Origin of the sequence: Solwaraspora sp. WMMD792 (assembly GCF_029626105.1) — a bacterium.
Lineage (GTDB): Bacteria > Actinomycetota > Actinomycetes > Mycobacteriales > Micromonosporaceae > Micromonospora_E.
Map to the genome: position 1 here is coordinate 2,856,442 of NZ_JARUBH010000009.1, position 19,812 is coordinate 2,876,253.

At 72.2% G+C, this 19,812-nt stretch carries 16 protein-coding genes and 1 pseudogene; 6 read left to right on the forward strand and 11 right to left on the reverse strand.

What is annotated here, in order from left to right; translation table 11 throughout:
• Positions 1 to 61: 61 nt before the first annotated feature.
• The 9 genes from O7629_RS14065 to O7629_RS14105 form a co-directional block, all read right to left on the reverse strand.
• Entirely contained in the window at positions 62 to 1,666 is a 1,605-nt protein-coding gene (locus tag O7629_RS14065) for a polyamine aminopropyltransferase (protein ID WP_278169664.1), read from the reverse strand.
• A gap of 16 nt (positions 1,667 to 1,682) precedes the next feature.
• Positions 1,683 to 2,108, reverse strand: a complete 426-nt coding sequence (locus tag O7629_RS14070; protein ID WP_278169665.1) for a DUF350 domain-containing protein — start codon at positions 2,106 to 2,108, stop codon at positions 1,683 to 1,685.
• A gap of 31 nt (positions 2,109 to 2,139) precedes the next feature.
• Positions 2,140 to 2,565, reverse strand: coding sequence for a DUF4247 domain-containing protein (locus O7629_RS14075; RefSeq protein ID WP_278169667.1), 426 nt, complete (start codon positions 2,563 to 2,565; stop codon positions 2,140 to 2,142).
• Positions 2,562 to 3,107, reverse strand: a complete 546-nt coding sequence (locus O7629_RS14080) for a DUF2617 family protein (protein WP_278169668.1) — start codon at positions 3,105 to 3,107, stop codon at positions 2,562 to 2,564. The genes O7629_RS14075 and O7629_RS14080 overlap by 4 nt, the downstream gene beginning before the upstream one ends.
• A gap of 1 nt (position 3,108) precedes the next feature.
• Positions 3,109 to 3,771: a DUF4178 domain-containing protein gene (locus tag O7629_RS14085; protein WP_278174520.1), complete on the reverse strand. Its 663-nt coding sequence runs from the start codon at positions 3,769 to 3,771 to the stop codon at positions 3,109 to 3,111.
• A 111-nt stretch (positions 3,772 to 3,882) separates the two neighbouring features.
• On the reverse strand, positions 3,883 to 4,470 hold the full coding sequence (locus O7629_RS14090) for a dienelactone hydrolase family protein (RefSeq protein WP_278174521.1): 588 nt from the start codon (positions 4,468 to 4,470) through the stop codon (positions 3,883 to 3,885).
• A 156-nt stretch (positions 4,471 to 4,626) separates the two neighbouring features.
• Positions 4,627 to 6,777 (reverse strand): aminodeoxychorismate synthase component I, encoded by a 2,151-nt coding sequence (gene pabB, locus O7629_RS14095; RefSeq protein WP_278169669.1) that lies wholly within the window; start codon positions 6,775 to 6,777, stop codon positions 4,627 to 4,629.
• A 106-nt stretch (positions 6,778 to 6,883) separates the two neighbouring features.
• A complete protein-coding gene (locus O7629_RS14100) occupies positions 6,884 to 7,138 on the reverse strand; it encodes a hypothetical protein (protein WP_278169671.1) in 255 nt (84 codons plus the stop codon).
• A gap of 154 nt (positions 7,139 to 7,292) precedes the next feature.
• Positions 7,293 to 8,093 carry an SAM-dependent methyltransferase gene (locus O7629_RS14105; RefSeq protein WP_278169673.1) on the reverse strand — a complete coding sequence of 267 codons (801 nt, stop codon included), beginning with the start codon at positions 8,091 to 8,093 and terminating at the stop codon, positions 7,293 to 7,295.
• Between the two features lie 374 nt (positions 8,094 to 8,467).
• On the opposite strand from O7629_RS14105, the gene O7629_RS14110 reads away from it, so the two are divergent.
• Positions 8,468 to 9,772: a low temperature requirement protein A gene (locus O7629_RS14110; RefSeq protein ID WP_278169675.1), complete on the forward strand. Its 1,305-nt coding sequence runs from the start codon at positions 8,468 to 8,470 to the stop codon at positions 9,770 to 9,772.
• A 19-nt stretch (positions 9,773 to 9,791) separates the two neighbouring features.
• On the opposite strand, the gene O7629_RS14115 is transcribed toward O7629_RS14110, so the two are convergent.
• The gene (locus tag O7629_RS14115; RefSeq protein ID WP_278169677.1) at positions 9,792 to 10,991 is read right to left on the reverse strand and encodes a helix-turn-helix domain-containing protein; all 1,200 of its coding nucleotides are present in this window, start codon (positions 10,989 to 10,991) and stop codon (positions 9,792 to 9,794) included.
• A gap of 202 nt (positions 10,992 to 11,193) precedes the next feature.
• Here O7629_RS14115 and O7629_RS14120 point away from each other — a divergent pair, with 202 nt between their 5' ends.
• From O7629_RS14120 to O7629_RS14140, 5 genes and pseudogenes are all read left to right on the forward strand, one after another.
• Entirely contained in the window at positions 11,194 to 13,458 is a 2,265-nt protein-coding gene (locus O7629_RS14120) for an aminotransferase class III-fold pyridoxal phosphate-dependent enzyme (protein WP_278169679.1), read from the forward strand.
• A 4-nt stretch (positions 13,459 to 13,462) separates the two neighbouring features.
• Entirely contained in the window at positions 13,463 to 15,079 is a 1,617-nt protein-coding gene (locus O7629_RS14125; protein ID WP_278169681.1) for an FGGY-family carbohydrate kinase, read from the forward strand.
• 4 nt (positions 15,080 to 15,083) lie between these two features.
• Positions 15,084 to 16,451, forward strand: coding sequence for an FAD-dependent monooxygenase (locus O7629_RS14130; protein WP_278169683.1), 1,368 nt, complete (start codon positions 15,084 to 15,086; stop codon positions 16,449 to 16,451).
• Positions 16,452 to 16,465: 14 nt separating this feature from the next.
• Positions 16,466 to 17,755: a glycosyltransferase family 87 protein gene (locus tag O7629_RS14135; protein WP_278169684.1), complete on the forward strand. Its 1,290-nt coding sequence runs from the start codon at positions 16,466 to 16,468 to the stop codon at positions 17,753 to 17,755.
• Positions 17,756 to 17,787: 32 nt separating this feature from the next.
• Positions 17,788 to 18,210: pseudogene (locus O7629_RS14140) on the forward strand (N-acetyltransferase); the annotation flags it as partial.
• A 3-nt stretch (positions 18,211 to 18,213) separates the two neighbouring features.
• Here the strand turns inward: O7629_RS14140 and O7629_RS14145 are convergent.
• Entirely contained in the window at positions 18,214 to 19,596 is a 1,383-nt protein-coding gene (locus O7629_RS14145) for an MFS transporter (RefSeq protein WP_278169686.1), read from the reverse strand.
• Positions 19,597 to 19,812 lie beyond the last annotated feature (216 nt).

A 19,812-nucleotide genomic window follows, 5' to 3' on the forward strand; every position in this document is an offset into this window, starting at 1 on the left:
TGCCGGTGGTACCGCTCACCCGTCGCCGGTGATCGTCCACACATCAAGCCAACACGGTGGATCAGTAGCCGCGCCACGCCGCCCGGCTGTAGGCGAGCACCCGGGGGTCCAGCAGCGTCGACGGTTCGACCGGCACCGGGCCCCGGTCCGGTGGAAAGATCTGCGCCGCCCGCAGCACCTCGGGCGCCAGGAAGCGCAGCGCGGGCGCCTCCGCCGGCACCTGCGGCGTCGGCACCGGGCCGGCTCCCTCGCCGTCGGCGACCGCGAGCAGGAAACCCCAGTCGCCGAACGACGGAACATCGACGTGGTACGGCCGGGTCGTCCAGCCCGCCTGCCGCACCGACGCCTCGATGCACCAGAAGGCACGTGGCGCGAAGTACGGGGACCCGGCCTGCACCACCATCCTGCCCTGCGGACCGAGGGCCTGCCGGAGGAGCGAGTAGAACTCCACCGAGTAGAGCTTCGCCGTAGCGGTCTGGTCCGGGTCCGGCAGATCGACGACGACCGCGTCGAACACGCCTGGTGCTCCGCGCAGCCAGGCGAACGCGTCGGCGTGCACCAGGCGTACCCGCGGATCGTCGAAGGCCGAATTGTTGAGCGCCCGAATGTCCGGCTCGGCCCGGGCCAACGCGACCACCGCCGGGTCCAGCTCGACGACCGTCACCGAGGTGACGTCCGGGTAGCGCAGCACCTCGCGTAGCGCCAGCCCGTCCCCCCCGCCGAGCAGCAGCACCCGGTCGCGCCGCCCAGACAGCGCCGGATGGACCAACGCCTCGTGGTAGCGGTACTCGTCCACCGAGCTGAACTGCAGATCCCCGTCGAGGTACAGCCGCAGGTCGGAGCCGTCGGCGACCGGCGACACCGCCCGGGTAAGGACAATCTCCTGGTATCGGCTGCGTTCGGCGTGCACCACCGGATCCCGGTAGAGCTGCTGCCGCGCGGTCACCTCGAAGTCCACCGCGACCAGGTAGGCACCGGCCAGCGTCGCCATCACCACCGTGGCGGCGAGCGCGACACCGGCCCGGCCCCGTCGGCCGAGATCGCCCCGGAAGACCGTGCCGACCAGCAGGATTCCGGCCAGCGCGTTCACCGCGCCGACCAGCAACGCCCCTCGCAGTTGGCCGAAGAACGGGATCAGCAGGAACGGAAAGGCCAGGCCGCCGAGCAGGGCACCGACGTAGTCGGCCGCGAACAGGTCGGCGACCGCGCTGCCGGCCGCCTGCGCCCGGATCCGCTGCAGCAGCACCATCAGCAGCGGAATCTCCGCCCCGATCAGCAGCCCCAGCACGAACGCGGTCGCCACCAGCGCGGGCGCATAGAGGTCCAGCCAGGCGAAGGCGGCGTACAGGCCCAGCACCGACAACCCGCCGAGCAGCGCCAGGGTGAGCTCGACCGCGGCGAAGGCGACCACCGCGCGGTGCTGCAGCGGCTTGGCCGCCAACGCGCCGACGCCCATCGCGAAGACCATCACGCCCAGCACGATCGACGCCTGGCCGACCGTGTCACCGATCAGGTAGCTGCCGAGGGCGACCAGCGCCAGCTCGTACACCAGGCCGCAGGCCGCGCAGACGAAGACCGCGGCCAGCACCGCCGGCCGGGCCAGCCGGGCGTACCGGCGGCCGGTGCCGGCACCGTCGCCCGGCGCCGGCACCGCTACCGCCGACATCAACTGACCGCCGACATCAACTGATCGCCGCCGCCACGATGGCGCCGGTGGCAAGGTGAATGGTCGCGCTGACCCAGACCGCCGGGTGCGGCTCCCGGTCCACCAGGATTTCCCCGAGGCGGCCCGGCGTGACCGCGTCCAGCAGCACGAACGACACCGCCATCACCAGCAGGCCGAGCAGCCCGTACCCGGCGGTGCCGACCAGGCCGGTGACGAAGCTGTTCTCCCCGGCGGCGATCGCCGCGACGACGATGGTGCCCACCGCGAGCAAGTTCGAGGCGAGCAGCACGGTCGCGTTGCGGTTGCGCTGCGCCCAGATGAGTTCGTGCAGCTTGCCGGGGGTGACCAGGTCGACCAGCAGGTAGCCGAGCGCCATCAGGACCAGCCCGACCCCGGCGTACGCCAGGGTGAGCAGCAGATCGACGAACAGAGTGCGGAACATGTGCCAACTCCAGGTGGTGGGATGGGGGTGGTTACTTGCCGGTGCCGGGACCGCCGCCCCGGATCGTGCTGCCGCGCTGCCAGTTCCACGAGTTGCCGACGACGGAGCGGTACCGGGGGTACGCGGTCGTCATGCGTTCCAGCAGGATCAGCGAGCCGGCGGCGATCGGCAGGATGACCACCGAGTCGTCGCCGTAGCGCAGGTAGTAGCGGTCACCGACGGTGTACTCGTCGGCCGGGCTGAACGCCCGGGTGAGCTGCTGCGCCACCTGGCGCGGTGGCAGATCGGAGCGGTACCCCTCGGCGTCGGAGCCGATGTCGTCGACCACCGAACGGGCATAGCTGCGCTCGACGTAGCCGCGGGCGGAGAAAGTGCCGACGGCCAGCCCGCAGCACGACACGATCACGCCCACCAGAGCGAGGACCACGCCACCGACGATCCATTTGCGGGAAGTCACCGTACTGTCACCACCGTCTCGGTCTCGACCAACTCGGCTGTCTGCGGGTACGCATGCCAGGTGCGCCAACTGATCCGCGCACCATCGATCCGGGCGTGCAGCGCGGTGAGTGCGTCCGGGCTGCCCGGAAAGACGCCGACCAGGGCGTGCGGGTCACCGGTCAGCTGCCGGCGGAGGCGGTCGGCCCGCCCGGCGAGTTCGCCGGCCGACAGCCGAAGCGCCCGCGCGGCGAACCGGTAGCCGTCATCGGCGTCCACCACCGCCGGCAGGTCGGGCGGGTGACCGGGCAGGCAGGCGAGTGTCTCGACCAGGTCATGGCCGGCGGTACGCAGCACGACCTGATGCGAGGCCCCGAGCAACCGCAGGCGCAGCAGCCCTGCCGGCTGCGAACCGGTCGGCCGCGAACCGGAGCGGGCGCCACCGCCGGCACCCGGCAGGGGCAGCTCGAGCACGTGCAGGGCGGGTCGCTCGGCCAGACCGAGCGCGAAGCTGAGCTCCGCCGCGCTGGTGTCGACGTACGGTGCGTCCAGGGCGACCAGCATGTCAGGCCTTCCCGACGGTCGGTGCCTGACCAGCGGACGGGTAGATCATCACCTCGGCGCGGTGCAGCACCTCGCCGAAGCCGACCTCCCAGCGGCCCGAGTCGCCGAAACCTTCGAAGGACAGCCGGGCGTTGTCCGGGGCGGTGTAGTCGAAGTAGCGCACGTAGCCGCTGGGGGTCAGCCCGGTCGCCCCGACGCTGGTGAACCGGGCCTGGCCGGACTCGTCGAGCCGGTAACGGCGCCCAGCGACGTCCACCACCGCCGGGCCGGGCTGCAGGTGTTGCAGGTCAGGCCCGGCCGCCCGCCACAACACCAGCTCCAGGTCGGGATCGGACTCGACGGAGAGCCACAGCTTGTCGCCCCGCGCGTCGTCGAGGAAGTGCTCGCTCCAGGTCCAGCTGCCCTCGGCGAAGTGCAGGCTGCCGCGGACCGCGTACGACTGTGCCCGGATCTCCACGATGTCACCGGGGCCGAGGCGACGCGGATCGCCACGCAACGCGTCGGTGTCACCGGTGTGGAACGGGTCGACCGGTCCCCCACCGGGCCTCTTCCGAGAGCCACCGGCCCGGGTCCGGGTATGCCACACGGCGATCGCCACCACCACACCAGCCGTCGCGATCAGGCATCCCAGCCCGGTCACCAGGTAAGCAATGGTCCCGTTCATCATCGCCGCGTCCTCCGTACGTCGCACCGGTCGACGACCGTAACAAGTGCGCGCACGTCACTCGCAGCTAGCGCGACTAAGTGACGGGTCAGCGACGGAACGCAGCGACTTTCACCGCAGATGTGTGTCGAACCAGCCGGCGGCGTCGGCGGCGACCCGGTCCAGCGCGCCCGGCTCGGCGAACAGGTGACCGGCGCCCGGCACCACCCGCAGGTCGTGCGGTGCCCGCAGGGCGGCCGCAGCCGCCGCGTTGAGCTCCGCGACCTGCGGATCAAGCTCCCCAACCAGCAGCAGGGTCGGTGCCCGTACCTCGGCCAGGACATTGCCGGCCAGGTCGGGCCGGCCGCCCCGCGACACAACGGCACCGACCCGTTCCGGCCGGGCGGCGGCGGCACTCAGCGCCGCCGCCGCGCCGGTACTGGCGCCGAACAGTCCCACCGGCAGGCCGTCGAGTTCCGGCTGCTCGACGGCCCAGTCCACCACCGCGGTCAACCGCCGGCTGAGCAGGGCGATGTCGAAGCGCAGTTGGGCGGTGGTCGCGTCGATCTGCTCCTCCTCCTTGGTCAGCAGATCGGCCAGGACGGTCGCGAGGCCGGTCGCGTGCAGCCGGCCGGCCACCGTACGGTTGCGTGGACTGAGCCGGGAGCTGCCGCTGCCGTGGGCGAACAGCACCACCGCCCGGGTGCGGGCGGGCACCATCACGTCCGCGTCTAGCGCGACGTCGACGGCGGGGACGCGGGTCGCAGTGTCCTGAGCCACCGGGGCCGGGTACCCGGCCGACGACCGGTCATGCCTGCGGCCTGACGCTCGGCCGTGAGCCGGATCGCCCTGGTTGCCGGGGTCCAGCTCACCCGGTCACCGGACCGACCGGGTGGCCGACCGGTACGCGACGAGCAGCGCCCGCGCCTTGAGCATCGTCTCGGCGTACTCGTCGGCCGGGTCGGAGTCCAGCACGATGGCACCGCCGGTGCCGATGGTGACCCCGTCGCCGGTCAGCACCGCAGTACGGATCACGATGCTGAAGTCGGCACCGCCGCCGAGACCGAAGTAGCCGAGGGCACCGGAGTAGATCCCCCGGGCCCGCTGCTCCAACCGGTCGATGATCTCCATGGTGCGCAGCTTCGGCGCACCGGTCATCGACCCGCCGGGGAAACACGACCGTACGCAGTCGACCGCGCCGGTCGACGGACGCAGCCGCCCTTCGACCGTGGACACCAGCTGGTGCAGGGTCGGGTAGGTCTCGGTGGCCAGGAACCGGGGGACGCGCACCGAGCCGACCTCGCAGACCCGGCCGAGATCGTTGCGGAGCAGGTCGACGATCATCAGGTTCTCGGCCCGGGTCTTGGCTGAGCTGGCCAGCGTACGACGTAGCCGGTCGTCCTCGTCGGCGTCGTCCGCACGGGCCGAGGTGCCCTTCACCGGGCTACTGTCGACCCGGCCGTCCGGGCGGATGCGCAGGAACCGCTCCGGGGAGGAGCTGGCCACGGCGACGTCGCCCAGCCGCAGGTACGCGGCGTAAGGCGCGGGGTTGATCCGACGCAGCGTCCGGTAGTAGGCCAGCGGATCCGCGACCGGCGGTAGCCACAACTGGTTGGTCAGGCAGATCTCGTAGCTCTCGCCGCGTCGCAGCTGGGTGCGGGCCGCGTCGACGTCGGCGAGGTAGCGGCTGCGGTCGCGGGCGGGCGTCACCCAGCGCCACAGGTCCGTCCCGGCGTCCGGTGCCGACGGCTTGTCGGACGGCCCGGGCCGCACCGACGACGGCACCGCGCGCAGCCGGGTCGCCGTCGCCGCCAGCCAGTCCCGGGCAGCGTGCTGCCCGACGTCGTCGATGCTCAGCGCCACCAGGTAGGTGCGCCGGTGCAGGTGGTCGACGGCGACCAGCCGGTCGGCGAAGATCCAGACCGCGTCGGGGGTGTCGGCCCGGCGGGCGGTGGTGGGCGCACAGTCGGCCTTCATCTCGTAGCCGAGATAGCCGACGTAGCCGCCGGCGAAGTCGAACGGCAGCCCAGCTGGGGGCAGCCGCCGCCGCGCCAACCGCTGGCGCAGCACGTCGAGTATGCCGCCGGTCTCCTGCCCGACGGGACGGTCCGGCCGGCGCACCTCGACCCGGCCACTGCCGATCCGGTAGCTGAGCACCTCGGCCAGCGGTCCGTCGGCGTCACCGAGGAAGGAGAACCGGGAACGCCCGGCCGCGACGTCGGCGCCGTCGAGCCAGTACGCGTACCGTGCGTCGGCGTACAGATCCTGGAAGACCGCCTCGGTGTCGATCTCCGCGTCGAGGACCGTCACGTCGCGCCGCCAGCCCGGGCCGGAGGCCGCAGGATCGGGGGCCGCAGGGTCAGGTGCCGGCTGCCGGGTTGTCACCGGTGCGGGGGCGGCACGGCGCGGCCCGGCCGCCACCGGACGGGCGGTGGCGGCGGCGGACCCGGCGGCCCGGGCCAGGGCCAGGAAGTTGCCGACCAGCTGGGCGCCGTGTTCGCTGGCGATCGACTCCGGATGGAACTGCACGCCCCAACGGGGCAACCGACGGTGCGTCAACGCCATCACCGTGCCGTCGGCGGCCCACGCGCTCACCATGAGGTCCGCCGGCACCGGCTCAGCCACCCGCAGCGAGTGGTACCGGACCGCCGCGAAACCCTGAGGTATGCCGGCGAACAGTCCGGCACCGGTGTGCCGCACCCGGTCGATCAGTCCGTGCCGGGCCCGCCGCTGGTCGACCCGCGCGCCAGCGTGCAACGCGATCGCCTGGTGACCGAGGCACACCCCGAGCACCGGCAGGTCGCGACGGCGGTCGAGCAGTTCCCACCCCCAGCCCAGGTCGGTCACCCGGTGCGGCCGACCTGGGCCGGGCGAGATCACCACGCACTGCGCGGCAAGCCGGTCGACGGCGGCAAGCCGGGGGTCGTCGTTGGCCAGCACGGTCGGCTCGCTGCCGGCGACCGCCGCGAGCAGCTGGAAGAGGTTGTACGTGTAGGAGTCGTAGTTGTCGACCAGCAGGATCCGCACCCGCTACCTCCCACCGCGTCACGGCACCGGCCGATTGTCCACCATCGGCCGGGAGCTTGTGGCGCGGTAGCCGACCTCCGCCGGCCCTAGCCCGGACCGGCATGGCTCACCCGTCGGCCCCGGGGGTGGTGTCACCGACTAGTCGTTCGACGGTCGCCGGCGCGTACACCCGGGCGCGGCCGACCAGCGCGACGATCAGTGGAGCGAGAACCGCGGCGAGGCCGAGGACCGCGGCCTGTTGTGCCTCGGTGAGCGGCAGACCGAACGCGGTCACCACGCCCAGCAGCGCGGTGACCGCGGCGGTGATGCCGCCCACCGACCACAGCGGTTCGGAACTGCCCGGATTGGGGGTGACGGTCACGGGAAACCTCCTGGTCGAGCGGACACCACGAAGACGCGGGACCGGGCCGGGAGGTTGACCCAATTGGTCGACGGGGCCGGACGCTCGCCAGGCGGCTCCAGGACGGTGTCCGGCCAAGAGCCGGGGGGGTACCGAACCGCGCTTACCGGATGAGTTACCCGACGCGGGCCATTCCGCCGTAGCCGAGCTGCCGGGACGGGGTCTGTGCGTCCACGTCGAGACCCGGGTCCGGCCGCCAGTCCGCCATCAGGGTCACACCGGGCTCGACCAGCTCCATGCCGTCGAACCAAGAGGTGATGGTGGCCTTGTCCCGGACGTAGAGGTTCGCGCCGACGCCGGCCTGGTAGGCGGCGACCATCCGGTCCACCTGCCCGCGGGTCTCCTCGTCGGCCGTGTCCGCGCTGAGGTGCGACATCGCGATGTAGCTGCCCGGTGCCAGCGCGTCCCGGTAGGCCGCGACGAGCCCGGCCGGATCCTCGTCGTCCTGAACGAAGACGAGCAGCCCGCCGAGGACGATGCCCACCGGCTGCGACAGGTCGATCAGCTCGCGGACCGCCGGGTGCGACCACACCTGGTCGGGGTACTTACCGTCGACCTCGGCCATCGCCACCAGCGGCTCCGTGGCGAGGATGTCCTCACCGTGGACGACAGCCGAGTGGTCGTTGTCCACATAGACCACCCGGGCCTGGGCGTCGAGGGCGTGCGCCACCTCGTGCGTGTTGCCGACCGTCGGCAGTCCTGAGGCGATGTCGATGAACTGCCGCACGCCCTGGCCGACCAGGTAGCGCACCGAACGGCGCAGCCAGTCCCGGTTGCTCCGGGCGAGCAGGTCGACGCTGGGCAGCATCAGCTTGATGCGTTCGGCCCGTTCGCGATCGATCGCGAAGTTGTAGAGTCCACCGAGGTAATAGTCGTAGATCCGGGCGATGTTGGCATTTTCCACATCGGCTCGCACATCGCCCGATTGTCCGATAGTTGCCGTCATTTTAACGAACCTCCAGCAAGATGACGGACACACCGGACAGGCGCGTCCGCGAACACGAACGGTGGCACGGCAACTATAAATGGGATCATCGAGTCCAGACAGTGCCACGGGATGATTGCACTGGTGCACAGCGACGAGATCCATCGGGCCATTTCCGGGTTTCCCAGTCCGTATCACATGTCAGCTGGCCCGGGCCGACGGCGGCCCGACCACTGCCCGGCGTCGATTTTCCGGTCCGCCACCCGCCAACGAACTACCATCACCGCAGGTGAGCAGGCGCACACTGACGGGTCCGGGTTGGTTCGGCCGGACGCAGGCACGGCAAGGCCGCTGCGGAGGCAGGCATGGACGAGACCCGGCCGGCGCGCGGCGGGCTGCGCTCGGTCCGTCCCGGCGCCCGGGTCGACCGGCTGGAGATCTTCTTCGACCTGGTCTTCGTCTTCGCGTTCTACAACATCGCCCGGGTGACCGCCGGCGAGCTCACCGGCCAGGGTCTCGTCGCCGGGATGCTCATCCTGGCGCTGCTGTGGTGGGCGTGGTGTTCACACCTGATGCTCGCCAACCGAATCCGGCTCGGGGAGGGCATCGCCCCGCTGGTGATGTTCGCGGCGATGGCAGCGGTCTTCACCGCCGCGCTGACCATCCCGCAGGCGTTCACCGACAAGCCGAGCGGCCTGCCCGGTCCGCTGCTGATGGCCGGCTGCTACCTGGTCGTCCGGGGCCTGCACCTGCTGCTGTACGGGCTGGCCCCGGACGACGGCCGGGCCGGTGGTCCCCGGCTGGGTCGGCTGGCGGTCCCTCCGCTGCTCGCCACCGCGCTGCTGGTCGGCGCCGGTGTGGTGCCGTACCTGGGTCTGTCGTCGAACGTCGTGTTCGCGCTGCAGGTCGGCTGTTGGCTGGCCGCTCTGACGGTCGAGTACGCCGCCGGATACCTGCTGGCCACCTGGGGATGGGCGGTGCGGGCGGCCAGCCACTGGGTGGAGCGGTTCGAGCTCATCCTGATGATCGCGCTGGGCGAACTGATCGTGTCGGTCGGCGTCGGTAGCGATCTGATCGCCCGGCCGGTCACCTGGCCGGCGGTGGCCGGCGCGACCTTCGCGGTGGCGGTCGCCGCCGCCCTGTGGTGGTCACACTTCGACCTGGTCGCGCCGGCCGCGCTGCAGGCGTTCCACGCCACCGACGAGGCCCGGTCCCGCGCGGCGCTGGCCCGCGACGCGTACGTCTACCTGCACCAGCCGATGATCGCCGGGCTGATCCTGACCGCGCTCGGCATGGAGGAGGCATTGCATCATCTGGGCACCGCCGGGGTCGACCTGTCCACCCCGGCCGCGGCTCCGACCATGCCGTTGGCCTACGGCGGGGCGGCGTTGTTCTTCGTCGCCCAGGTGGGGTTCCAGGCCCGGATGCTCGGCACGGTCACCGTCACCCGGGTCGCGGTCGTCGTCGTGCTGGTCGGGCTCGCTCCGGTCGCCGCCCGGTCGCCGGCGCTGGCCGGCACCGCGCTGCTGGCCGTGGTGTGCGTCGGCCTGGTCCTGGCCGAGATGGTGCTGCTGCGGAAGTCCCGCCGGCGGCTGCGGGAGGCGACGATGCACGAACGGTTGACCCACGAGGCCCGCGAGTCGGCGTGGCGGCAGCGCCGGTACCACTGACCGGCCGGCGCAGGACCGGTCAGCGGGGGTCGCCGGCGGCGAGCACCAGCAGCAGCTCGAACCGTCGGTCCGGGTCGTCCAGGTCGTCGCCGAGCAGCGTCCGCAGCCGCTTGAGCCGGTAGCTGACGGTCTGCGGATGGACGAACAGCTCGGCGGCGACCGCCGACCGGGACCCCCAGTGCCGCAGCCAGCTGTGCAGCGTACGCAGCAGTCCGTCGCGCTGGGTGGGTGGCAGCGCGCCGAAGGGCGCCAGCCGGCGGCCGGTCAGCACCGCCAGCGCGTCGGGGTGGCCGTGCAGCGCCAGCACGGTGAGGTGGTCCTCGGCGAAGACGGCGGTGCGGTCGACGGGACCGCCCTGGTCGGCTCCGCCGGTCCGGGCGACGGTCGCCGCGAGTTCGGCAAGTCGTACCGCCTGGGGCACCTGCGGCCACGGCAACGCCGGGCCCACCGTGGCCCGCCAGCCGTGCAGCGCGTCGGCCAGCACCGGTCGGGTGGCCCGGGGGCCGGCGCGCAGCAGCAGTACGGCGTCGCGGCCCCGGTCGACCACGATGCCGTCGGTACCGAACCGGAACCGTGCGTCGCGGGCCTGCCGGGCCGGCAGCACGACCGGCAGCACGGTGGCCAGGTCCCGCCAGCCGGCCCGGGCGGCGGCCGCCGCCACGGTGGCGGCACCGGCTCCGCCGACCAGCAGCAGTTCGCCCAGCTGCCGGCGGGCCCGGTCGCCCTCGCCGGACTGTTCGCGCAGCTGGCGGGCGAACCCGTCGGTGCCGGCCGCAGCCAGCTCGTCGACGAAACCGGTGACCGCGTCGGCGCAGTCGGCGAGGGCCTCGGCGTCGACCGGGCGCACCGTGGCGAGCGCCTGACCGACCTGACGCAGCAACAGTCGGCCGGCCACCCGCAGGGCGGCGAGCAGCGCCTGGGGGCCACGGTCCTCGCGGGCCTCGGCCGCGCCGAGCGCGACGAAGACCTCCCGTACCCGGGGCGGCAATGCCGGCTCGGTGGTGCCGACCAGGTCCAGAAAACGCTGGAGGGCGACGTCGACCGCAGTCCGGACGTCGGCCCGGAACTTCGGGTCGTCGATGCCGACGAACTCAGGGGTCAGCTCGGTCACCGCGGCGGCCACGGTGTCGACCACCGCCGCCAGCCGGGGCCGCATCGCCGGGGCCAGCTCGGCGGGCAGCCGCTGCCAGGGGGTGACGGTCACTGGGCGGGCTCGCACTCCGCCACTCTGTCACGTGATGACAATTTAGTGAGAATCCGACCCAGGGGAACGGGTCGTTGAGGGCGCACGCTGCCTGAATTTGTCACGTGGTGACAATCCGGTCGCTGTTTTCCGCTGCCGGCGGGACGGTGTCCCAGCGCCGGCCGGCGGCGAGGATAGGTTTCTCGCCGCGTACCCCCGGAGGACCGGAGGACCCGCCATGGACCACCACACTTCCCGCAGGCACGTCGTCGACATGTGTCGAACCATGCTGGACCGGGGCTATCTGAAGGCCACCGAGGGCAACGTGTCGGTCCGGGTTCCGGGGCACCGGCTGTACGCCGTCACGCCGAGCAACTACGACTACGACCGGATGCGGATCGAGGACATCTGCCTGGTCGACTTCGACGGTACGCACATACCCGACGGCACCGGTAGTGACCTCGCGCCGTCGATCGAGGCCGGGATGCACGCCAACATCTACCGGCAGCGGCCCGACGTCAACGCGATCGTGCACACCCACCAGCCGTACGCCTCGGCCCTGGCGTTCCTGCGCCGTCCGATCCCGGCGCTCACCGACGAGCAGGTGCGTTTCCTCGGCCGCCAGGTGGCGATCGTCGACTACGCCCCGTCCGGCACCGGGATGCTGGCCCGCAACGTGCAGAAGAAGGTGGTTAGCGGCGACAACGCGTTCATCATCGCCAACCATGGCGTCGTCGCGCTGGGCACCGACCCGGACCGCGCGGTGTTCAACATGGCCCTGCTGGAGAAGGTGTCGATCGCCTATCTCCTGGCGTTGACCAGCGAAACCGGCAAGGTCTACACCATCCCGACCGCGATCCGGGAGGTCGCGTTCACCAAGCTGCGCGCCGACGAGAAGCGGATCGCCGCGCAGCTCACCGAGGCGGTCCCGCCGGTGCGGGTGCCCGCCGACGAGCAACTGCCCAGCGCGGACGCGGTGGCGGCCGAGATCGCCGCCGCCGGGCCACCGGTCGCCGACACCACCACCGCTCAGACCCCGGGCAGCGAGTCCGCGCGACTCGGCTACGCGATAACCGAGTACCTGGACGTCGACGACACGATGCGCCGGCTCAAGGCCCTGGTCGCCCAGCCGGTACGCGGGCTGCGCCACGACGCGATGCTCGACGTGCTCGGCTACTTCAACGACCGGTGCCGGGCCAGCAAGGAGATCACCGACCGGGCGAAGAAGCGCATCCCGGGCGGGGTACAGCACAACCTGGCCTTCAACTACCCGTTCCCGTTGGCGATCGACGCGGCCGACGGCGCCTACCTGACCGACCGCGACGGCAACACCTACATCGACTTCCTGCAGGCCGGTGGCCCGACGATCCTGGGCAGCAACTACGGCCCGGTCAACGAGCAGGTCGCCGCGGTGGTCAAGGAGTCGGGGCCGGTGACCGGGCTGTTCCACGAGTACGAGCTGAAGCTCGCCGAGATCATCCACCGGTACCTGCCGCACATCGAGATGTACCGGTCGCTCGGCTCCGGCACCGAGGCGGTGATGGCGGCGGTCCGGGGTGCCCGCGCCTTCACCGGCAAACACATGGTGATCAAGGTCGGCGGCGCGTACCACGGCTGGTCCGACACGATGGTGTACGGGCTGCGGGTGCCCGGCACGTACCGGATGAACGCCAAGGGCATCCCGTTCGGCGCCACCGCCAACACCCGGGAGGCGTTCCCGCACGATCTCGGGGCGTTGCGCCGCAAACTGATCGAGAACCGGGTCCGCGGCGGCACCGCTGCGGTGATCGTCGAACCACTCGGCCCGGAGTCCGGCACCCGCCCGGTGCCACGTGACTTCAACGCCAGGGTCCGCGCGTTGTGCGACGAGTTCGGCGCGCTGCTGATCTTCGACGAGGTGGTCACCGGGTTCCGGGTCGGCCTCGGCGGAGCGGCCGGCTACTTCGGCGTCACCCCCGACCTGACCGTGTTCGGCAAGGCGGTCTCCGGCGGCTACCCGATGGCCGGCGGCGTCGGCGGGCGGGCCGACGTGATGGCCGTCTTCGGTGCCGGGCTAGACGGGCGCGGCGGGACGCACATCCAGGTCGGCGGCACCCTGTCGGCGAACCCGCTGTCCTGTGCGGCCGGCTATTTCGCGATCGCCGAGATGGCCCGGACCAACGCCCCGGTGATCGCCGGCCGGGCCGGGGACCGGCTCACCCGGGGACTGCAGCGGCTGATCGACCGGTACGGTCTGCCGTACGTGGCCTACAACCAGGGGTCGATCGTGCATCTGGAGTGCAGTGGCGTCATGCTGCTCGACATGCGCAACCCGATCAAGCTGCTCCGGGAGAACAAGTCCCGCAAGCGGCTGATGGAGCAGATGGGTGCGGCGTACACGGCGCATGGCGTCATCACCCTGGCCGGCTCCCGGATGTACACCTCGATGGCCGACACCGACGAGGTGATCGACACCGCGCTGGACCGGTTCGACCGGGTGTTCGCGCAGGTGGAAGGGGTCTGACCCGGTGTCGGCCGTCCCACCGCAGGTGCTGGCGATCGACCTGGGCACCTCGGGGATGAAGGCCGCGCTGGTCGCCGCCGACGGTACGGTGACCGGCTGGGCGCAGCGCCCGGTGCCGCTGCTGGTGCTGCCCGGCGGCGGCGCCGAACAGGACCCGCAGGCCTGGTGGACGGCGCTCGGCGAAGTGGTCGCCGACCTCGGCCGGGCCCACCCGGAGCACCTGCGCGCGGTCACCACCGTCTGCTCGTCCACCCAGGGCGAGGGGACCATCGCGGTGGACGCCGCCGGGGCGCCACTGACCCGCTGCATCACCTGGTTGGACATGCGCGGCGCGGCGCACCTGCGGCGGCAGTTCGGCGGCTTCCCGGCGTACGGCGGGATGGCGGTCCGCCGGATCGTGCGCTGGCTGCGGCTGACCGGCGGGATGCCCTCCACCACCGGCAAGGACCCGGCCGCGCACATGCTGCTGGTCCGCGACACCATGCCCGAGGTGTACGCGCGGACCGCGACCTTCCTCAACGCGCTGGACTGGATCAACCTCAAGCTGACCGGCCGTACGGTGGCCACGGTCGACTCGATCCTCACCTCCTGGGTGACGGACAACCGCCGACCCGACCGGGTCCGCTACTCTCCCGCCCTGGTCGCCGACTGCGGCATCGACGCGGACAAACTGCCGCCGATCGTGGCCTGCACCGAGGTGATCGGCACGCTGCACCCGGACGCCGCCGCCCACCTCGGTCTGCCGCCGACCGTCCAGGTGGTGGCCGGGGCGATCGACACCACGGCGGCGGCGATCGGTGCCGGCACCACCGCCGACGACGACCCGCACCTGTACCTGGGCACCTCGTCGTGGATCGCGGCGCACGTGCGCCGCAAGAAGACCGACCCGGTCGCGCAGATCGCCGCCGTGCCGTGCGCGATCGGCGACCGGTACCTGATGACCGCGCTGCAGGCCACCGCCGGGGCGAACCTGACCTGGCTGAAGGACAAGATCGTCGAGTACGACGACCCGCTGGTCGGCGCCGGCCGCCTCGCCACCGACGAGACGTCGATCTTCGACGCGTTCGACGCGATCCTGCCGACCGTGCCGGCCGGCGCCAACGGGGTGCTCTACCTGCCGTGGCTGTACGGCGAACGCGCGCCGGTCGACGATCCGGACCTGCGTGCCGCGTTCGTCAACATCTCGCTCGACACCAACCGGTCCGATCTGCTGCGGGCCGTCTTCGAAGGCGTCGCGTTGAACACCCGGTGGCTGTCGGCGGCGGTCGACCGGTTCCTCGGCACCCCGGTGACCTCGTTGACCGTCACCGGTGGCGGTGCCCGGTCGACGGCCTGGTGCCAGATCTTCGCCGACGTGCTCGGCGTCGAGGTGCGTCGGGACCCGGACCCGGTCGCGGTCAACGCCCGTGGCGCCGGCTGGATCGGCGCGGTCGGCACCGGGCAGCTGACGTTCGGGCAGATCCCGGCGTTGCTGCGGAGCGACCAGGTGTTCGCCCCGACGGCGGCGCACCGCGTCCGCTACGACGAACTCTTCGACGTCTACCGGGAGCTGCACCGCCGACTCGCCCCGGTGTACCGGCGGATGCCCGGTGGTGCACATCGGACCGATCAGCGAAGATAGCGGCATGGCCCGATCCGTTTCCGCCGCCCGGCACGCAGTCGTCATCGGTGGCAGTCTCGCCGGGCTGTGCGCGGCCCGCGCACTCGCCGACCACGTCGACCGGGTGACCGTGGTCGACCGGGACCGGTTCCCCGACGCGCCGCAGGTCCGCGCCGGCGTCCCGCAGGCGCACCACCTGCACGTGCTGATCACCGCCGGGCAGCGTGCGCTCGATCAGCTCTTCCCCGGCCTGATCGCCGAACTGCACGCCGCCGGCGCGGTTCGGGTCGACGCGCCGACCGACGTCCTGTACCTGGCGCCGACCGGGTGGCGGGAACGGTTCCCGGCGACCCACCAGCTGGTCGGGACCAGCCGGGAGCTGCTCGACTGGGCGGTCCGCCAACGGCTGGCCGCCGATCCACGGATCCGGTTCGAGCCGTCCCATGACGTGATCGGGCTACTCGGCGCCGACGGCCGCGACGCGGTCACCGGCGTACGGATGCGTCCCCGCGCGGCGGGTGCCGCCGACCGGAGCCTGCCGGCCGACCTGGTGGTGGACGCCAGCGGCCGCGGCTCGCACGCGCCGGACTGGTTGGCCGAGCTCGGCTACGGCCGCCCCGACGAGACCCGGGTCGACGCCGGGCTCGGCTACGCGAGTCGGCGCTACCTGCTGCCGCCGGGGGCCAGTGCCGGGTGGAAGAACATCGTGGTGATGCCGCAGCCGCCCCGGTCTGGTCGGGGCGGGGTGATCTATCCGATCGAGAACGGACGGTGGATGGTGACCCTCGGCGGCCTGGGCGGCGACCACCCGCCGACCGACGAGGCCGGTTTCCTGGAGTTCGCCCGTGGGCTGCGCAGCCCGCTGATCCACCAGGCGATCCGCGACGCCACGCCCGACTCACCGATCCACGGGTTCCGCAACACCGCGAACCATCGCCGCCGATACGAGACGATGCCACGCTGGCCGGACGGGTTCGCGGTGGTCGGCGACGCCTCGTGCACCTTCAACCCGGTCTACGGCCAGGGGATGGCCGTGGCCGCCCGGACGGCGGTGGTGCTGGCCGAGCAGCTGCGCGACAGCGGTGGCACGCTGGGCCGCGCGGCGCAGGCCCGGGTGGCCGGCTGCAGCGAGACCGCCTGGCTGATCGCCACCGGCGCCGACCTGCGGTACCCGACGACCGTCGGGCCACGACCGCGGCGCGGCGGTGTGCTGTCCCGCTGGTACCTGGACCGGGCGGCCGACGTCGCCAACCGCGATCCGTACGTGCAGCGCGTCCTGACCGACGTGTTCCACCTGGTCGCACCGTTGTCTGCGGTGGTCCGCCCGGCCGTCGCGCTGCGGGTGCTGCGCGGTCGGCCCGGCCCGCAGCTGGTCGCACCGCCGTCGAGCTGACGCTGCCGACGCGGATGAGACTCCTACAGAGCCGGTGGGCGGTGCCGGCGACGGTACTGGTGTGGCTGGTCACCCGGGCCGCGCTGATGGCGGTCTACGCACAACTCGTTCCCGGGTTGGACGCCGGTGAGGTGTTCGCCGACGTCGACCTGTACCGACGGTGGAGCGGGCAGCTGCGCGACGGCCGGGTGCCGGGCGCCGACCCGATGTGGCAGTATCCGCCGGGCGCGGCGGCGTTGTTCGTCGCGGTCGGCTGGGTCGCCGAGTCGACGCGGACCGGCTACACCACGGTCTTCGTCCTGTTCGCCCTCGGCGCGGACCTGGTGGTCCTGCTGGCCCTGATCCGGCTGTCCCGGGGCGGAAACCGGATCGCCGGCGCGCTGTGCTGGGCGCTCGCCGTACCGCTGCTGAGCCTGCTGACCTACGCCCGGTACGACATCTTCGTCACCGCGCCGGCGGTGGTCGCGCTGGCCGCCACGGTCCGCCGGCCGGCGCTGGCCGGTGCGACGCTGGCGGTCGGTGCGCTGGCCAAGGTCTGGCCGGCGATGTTGCTGATCACCGCTCGGCCGCTGCGCGGGCTGCGCCCCATGTCGATCGGCTTCGTGACCGCGACGGCCGTGCTGGGCGCCGTGCTGACCGTCTCATATGCCGGCGCCTGGTCCGGCTTCTCGGACAACCAGGTGGACCGTGGGCTCCAGGTCGAGTCGGTCGCCGCCACCCCGCTGGTCCTGGCCCGGGTCGCCGATCCGGCGATCGTGGTGCAGTACAGCTACGGCGCGATGGAGTTCATCCACCCGGTCGCCACCTCGGTCTCCGCCGTGCTGCCCGCTGCGACCCTCGCCGGTCTGGGTCTGCTCGGCTGGTGGTGGCTGTTCCGGGGGCGCCGGATCGACTGGACCCCGACGGTCGGCTTCGACCTGGCGCTGCTGGCCGTCGGGGTGGCGGTGGTCACCAGCCGGGTGCTCTCCCCGCAGTATCTGCTCTGGCTGCTCGGGCTGGCCGCGGTCTGTCTGACCCGCCGGGACACCACCCAACGGGCACCGGCCGTGCTGATCGTCGGGGCGACCGTACTGACCAGCGCCTACTTTCCGTGGTTCTATCCCGATGTGATCGGCACGCCAAGCTGGCCGGGGGCCGTGCTGCTGGCCGCCCGCAACGCGGTCCTGGTCGCCGCCATCGTGATCGGTCTGCACCGGTTGCTGGTCGGGCACCGGGTCGTTCCGCAGGCGACCCCGGCGGCGGTCGGCTACCGGCAGCCGGTCGGCGGAACCGGCGGCCTTGGCAGAATCCGGTCATCCAGTTAGGTTAGGCTCACCTCATCGACGAAGGGAGTGGCATGGGCCTCGACCACACGACGGATGCCGGCGCCGCACGCCACCGGGTGGTGCTGACCGACCGGGTGCAGATCGACGATCTCGCAAAGGTGTACCGCCAGGTGCACGCCAAGGACCTGCACCTGACCGATCACACCGAGCCGTCGGTGGAGCAACGGCTGGAGTGGACGGCGCAGGCACCCGGATTCGCCGCCACCGTCGGCTACGTCGGCGACCAACTGGCCGGAACGGTGATGGGCTGTCCGCTGCCACCGGAGACACTCTGGTGGCGCGACCTGCGGTCGGCCGCCGACCCGGACCTCGCCCGGGAGTGGCCGGGCCGGACCTTCGCCGTCTGTGAGGCGTTCGTGCTGCCCGAGTTCCAACGTCAGCAGGTCGGCGTGGCGTTGTTCTCCCAGTTGCTGGCCAGCCGAACCGAGGAACGGGCCTCACTGGCGGTCGCCGATTCCAACTCCCGGGTGCTGCGCAGCATGCGGGTGCTGGGCTGGCAGCACGTCGGCGACCTGGTGCCCTTCCCCGGCTGGCGCCAGCACGCCATGTTCGTCCGACCGTTGCCCTGGTGATCCGGTCGGTTCCGGGAACGGCTCCGGGCCGGTCGCCGGCCGGTACCGGTGCTGGTGGCGGACGCCGACGGCGACTCCGGCGAGGATCAGCACGATCGCGGCCACCGCGACCGCCGGGTAGCCGACCCGGGCCGCCGCCGTCAGGCCGAGCGCCGCGGCCAGGTAGGAACAGACCAGCCCGAACGACGACAGCACCGTGAAGTCGGTACCCCCGGTGCCCGGCCGGGAGTAGTCCATGTTCACCGTGTACAGCGCGACGTTCGCCACCGTGTACGCGGCCATGAAGCAGCACAACGCGACCTTGGTGAAACCGCCGGCGGCCCGGCCGGTGAGCATCGGCAGCAGCAGCGCCGTGGCGACGGCCAGCGACCCGCCACCGACCACCAGCACCCCGGCCCGGCCGATCCGGTCGACCAGGCCGCCGGCCACCAGCCCGGCGACGACGGCCGGGACGCTGGTGACGATCCCGGTGACGAAACCGATCCGCTGCAACGACCAGCCGGCGTCGACCAGGGCCGGCGACACCAGTCCGTACGCCGCACCGGCTCCCATGTAGAGCAGCGGCACCACGCCGAGGGCCCAGCGGCGGCAGCCGGGCTGGCCGAGGACGGACAGCAGCGCGCCGTACGCCTGACGCGCCCCGGCCGGCCGGGCGATCCGCTCGGGCTCGCGGAACCGCCACACCACCAGCAGACCGGTCGCGGTGAGCGCGGCGAGCAGGCCGACCGCCGCCTGCCAGCCGAACCGGTCGTAGACCACCACGCAGACGCCGCCGCCCAGAATGTTGCCGACGTAGCTCGCCGACACCTGGATCCCGTTTCCGGTGCCCCGGACCGAGTCGGCCAGCATCCGCACCGCGATCGCGTCAGCGGCGATGTCCTGGGTGGCGGACAGGAACACGAACAGCGCGCAGATCAGCACGATCGGGCCGATCCGCCCGGTCGCCGGGTCGGCGGCGAGCAGGGCCAGCAGGGCCAGCACCATGCCGCTCTGCAGCACCAGCAGCCAGGAGCGGTAGTGGCCGCCACGCCGTGGGCCGTACCGGTCCAGGATCGGCGCCCAGAGGAACTTGACCGGCCAGATCAGGCCGATCAGGTTGAGCAGCGCGAGAGTGTCCAGCGAGGTGCCGCCGGACCGCAGGATGCTGGCCAGCCCGACGGTGATGAACCCGAATCCCAGGTACTGGGTGACGTACAGCGCGGTCAGGATCGACATGGTCCGCCCGCGGGCGGCGACGGCAGCGGTCATCCGGCCGCCCTCCCGCCGACGCCGAACGGCCACCCCGGAATCCACCTGGTGGGACGCAGGTCACAAGCGTCCGCTCGGCCTCCGCTGGCGGCATGAATCCGCTGGTCACGACGCACGACAGCGGTCCCGCCGAGGGGCATGGGACGCGCCCGCCGGCCCCGTGCCCCGTGGAGAAGGGGTCCTGCCCAGTTCCGTTTCACCGGCCCTCCCAGTAGC